3 protein-coding genes are annotated in these 2969 nt (G+C 75.6%); 1 reads left to right on the top strand and 2 read right to left on the bottom strand.

Annotated elements, in window-relative coordinates:
* Both AOK22_RS35695 and AOK22_RS35690 read right to left on the bottom strand, forming a co-directional pair.
* The coding region (locus AOK22_RS35695; RefSeq protein WP_157872391.1) for a histidine kinase dimerization/phospho-acceptor domain-containing protein at window positions 1–766 on the bottom strand (766 nt) is incomplete at its 3' end.
* A gap of 9 nt (window positions 767–775) precedes the next feature.
* On the bottom strand, window positions 776–1411 hold the full coding sequence (locus AOK22_RS35690) for a hypothetical protein (protein WP_055702847.1): 636 nt from the start codon (window positions 1409–1411) through the stop codon (window positions 776–778).
* Window positions 1412–1592: 181 nt separating this feature from the next.
* Between AOK22_RS35690 and AOK22_RS35685 the strand changes: the two genes are divergently transcribed.
* On the top strand, window positions 1593–2753 hold the full coding sequence (locus tag AOK22_RS35685; RefSeq protein WP_055702848.1) for a sensor histidine kinase: 1161 nt from the start codon (window positions 1593–1595) through the stop codon (window positions 2751–2753).
* Window positions 2754–2969 lie beyond the last annotated feature (216 nt).

Here is a 2969-nt window from a genome sequence, read left to right as displayed (position 1 = left end):
CGGCGACGGCGGGCGGCCCCGGCTCGTGGTCGTGGACCAGGAAGAGGCCGGCGGCGGTCGCGCGAGGGAGCAGGTCGGAGGTGAGGCGCCCCAGGAGCCGGGCCATGTCCACGCGCCCGTACGTCGGTTCCGCGCGGGGCCCCACGGCCGTGGACGCGTGCAGCAGCCCGTCGACCATCTCCTGCATGCGGTGGGCGTTGCGGTCGATGGTGTCCAGGTACGTGCGCTGGCTCGCGGAGAGCGGGCCGCCCGAGGGCGAGGCGAGCAGCCCGCAGAAGCTGAGGATCGTGGCGAGCGGGGTGCGCAGCTCGTGCGAGGCGCGCGCGGTGAACTCCGAGCGCTCGCGGGCCAGCTCGCCGAGGGTGCGGACGTGGCGCCGCAGGTCGTTCTCGCGGCGGCGCTGCTCGGTGATGTCCTCGGCCAGCCAGAGGGCGCCCACGCGCTCGCCGTCGACGTCGATCTGCCGGCGGCTGGTCAGCAGGATCCGGCCGTCGAGGAAGCGGATCTCGGCCTTGCGCGGGAACTCGCGGCGGTTGAGCCGGCGCAGTGCCGGGCTGCCCGGGGGCAGCTGCTCCGCGACGGCGGCGGCGAGCGCGTCGACCGGCGCGCCCGGCGAGGTGTCGACGTCGTGCAGCCGCGCCAGCTCGACGAGCTGCGGGTTGACGGCGATCACGCGCAGGTCCGCCCCGAGGAGCAGGGCGCCCTCGGGGATCGCCCGGAGCAGGGCGTCGGCGACCTGGGCGGTCAGGCGCAGGGTCTGGGGCACCGGGCCGCCCTAGCCGACCGGGGCGGCGGTGGCCTCGGCGGCCTGCGCCGGGACGGCGTGGTCGAGGGGGCAGGGGCCGGCCGGCGGGGGCGTGAACTCCAGGCCGAGCCGTTCCAGCTCCGCGGTGGCCAGCGCGTCCAGCGTCTCCGGGTCGCCGTGCCGCCAGCCCCAGGCGAGGCTGCCCGGCGTCGCGTCGGGGATCTCGGAGGCGGTGGCGGCGACCTCGTCGAGCGGCCGGAGCAGGGAGCGCAGGGCGAGCAGTTCGCGGCCGTCGGCGGTGCCTGCGAGGTCGCGGGCGGCGCCCGCCTGCCGGATCCACCGGACCCGGCGCGGCAGCCACAGCACGAGCAGCAGGCCGACGGGTACGACGAACAGGGCGACGGCGCCGACGGCGACGGCCGTCCGCACGGTCACCGGGTCCATCGCGTCGACGGCCGCGGCCACGCGCCGCAGCGCGGTGTCGGCGCGCCCGCCGACCAGGGGGAGCGGCGCCCGGTGCTCCTTGAGGGCGCGGGGGAGGGCGAGCAGACAGGTCAGCCGGTACGCGGTGACGGCTGCGGCGGCCCACAGCGCGGTCCACAGGAGGACCCCGGCGTCACCGGCGAGCTGATGGGTCCGCCTGGCGGGATTCTGGGCATACCACATGGTCCGATTTGACCCCTGGAGCGGACCGGGAGCGGTCAGCCGCGCCGTACGTACACCCGTTGTATGCAGGGAAACGCCGTTTCACCCAAGATCATCCGCAAAGTCCCGGAGTGCGGCACATCACCAGGACAAGGACGTAAGTCCGGCCAAACGGGCCGAAAGACCCTGGATGATGGAAGGCATGCGCAACGTGTCCGCCGCCCAGGCGATTCGCCAGGCGACGGCCGCGGCCGGCCGCCTCTCGGCGCGCTGGTCCGGCGCGCCACGGGCCCAGGACGCGCTCACGGCCCTGAGCGCCTTCGCGCTGATGAGCCTGGACGTCCCCGGTCTCGCCGAGGCGGACAACTCCCTGAACGGCCCGCTCGCCGCGCTGGCCCTCGCCGTCGGCGCGTCCTCGCTGCTGCTGCGCCGCCGGACGCCCTGGCTGGCGTACGGGGTCGCGCTCCTCTTCCTGGGCTGGCTGCACGAGCTGACGCTCGCGCAGTTCGCGCTCTACTCCCTGGGGCGGTACCGGGGCCGGGCGGCGGGCACGGTCGGTGTCGTCGGGTACGTCGCCTTCGCGTACGTGATGTTCAACCTGCCGGGCTGGCCGGTGCACCGCGGGGACACGCTCAGCGCGTTCCTGAGCCTGGTCGTGCCGATCGGCGTGCTCGCGGCGGGGGTCGGCGTCGCGGCGAACCGGCAGGACCTGGTCCGGGCGCTGGAGGCGCAGCGCGCGGAGACGGACACGCTGCACGCCGTCCAGCAGGAGCGGACCCGCATCGCGCGGGACGTGCACGACTTCGTGGGGCGTGAGCTGACGCTGCTGAGCGTGCGGTCGCAGGTGCTGGGGCGGCGGGCGGCGGGCGGGCCGTTCGCGGAGGGGTTCGAGGAGCTCTCGGAGGCGGCGCGCAGTGCGCACCGGATGCTGAACGAGATCATCGTGCAGCGGGGGGCGGACGGGGCGCCGACGCCGGGGCTCGACGCGCTTCCCGAGCTGGCGGAGCGCAGTGGGCGGGCGGGCAGTCCCGTGGAGCTCCTGGTCGACGACGCGGCGTACCGGCTCTCGCCGCTGCGGCAGGCGGCGGTCCACCGGGTGGTCCAGGAGTGCCTGACGAACGCGGCGAAGCATGCGCCGGGGGAGTCGGTGGAGGTCCGGGTCGCCCTGCGGGGCGACCGCCTGGAGATCGTCGTCCGCAACGCGCTGCCTTCGGCGGTGCCGCAGTCCGCGCCGGTGTCCGCGGGGACGGGGACGACGGGGATGGCGGAACGCATCCGCGCGGTGGGCGGCTCCTTCACGGCGGGTCCTCAGGACGGCCTGTACGAGGTGACCGCCCGCCTCCCGGCCGGCGAACTCTCCTGATCGGGCGTCCGCGCCTCGGGTCCGTCGGTGGTGCGGGGTCGTGGGCGTCTGCGCCTTGGCGGTGCTGCGCCTGTTGTCCGTCTGTGGGGCGGGGCCGCGGGGGTATGTGCGTACTCGCTATCCCTGCGTCACGCCTCAAGTCCAAAGACGCCAGAGCCCGCTCGGCGCTCCGTGCGCACATACCCCCACGTCCCCTCGGGCGCGCGTGCGACCGCG

It is taken from the genome of Streptomyces silaceus (assembly GCF_001419745.1).
In the GTDB taxonomy this organism is placed as follows: Bacteria; Actinomycetota; Actinomycetes; order Streptomycetales; family Streptomycetaceae; genus Streptomyces; species Streptomyces silaceus.
This window is presented reverse-complemented; position numbering and strand designations above follow the sequence as displayed.

Bases quoted from the DNA above. Each gene is read 5' to 3' on its own strand.
- AOK22_RS35685 (WP_055702848.1), top strand. From the start codon at position 1,593: ATGCGCAACGTGTCCGCCGCCCAGGCGATTCGCCAGGCGACGGCCGCG.
- AOK22_RS35690 (WP_055702847.1), bottom strand. From the start codon at position 1,411: ATGTGGTATGCCCAGAATCCCGCCAGGCGGACCCATCAGCTCGCCGGT.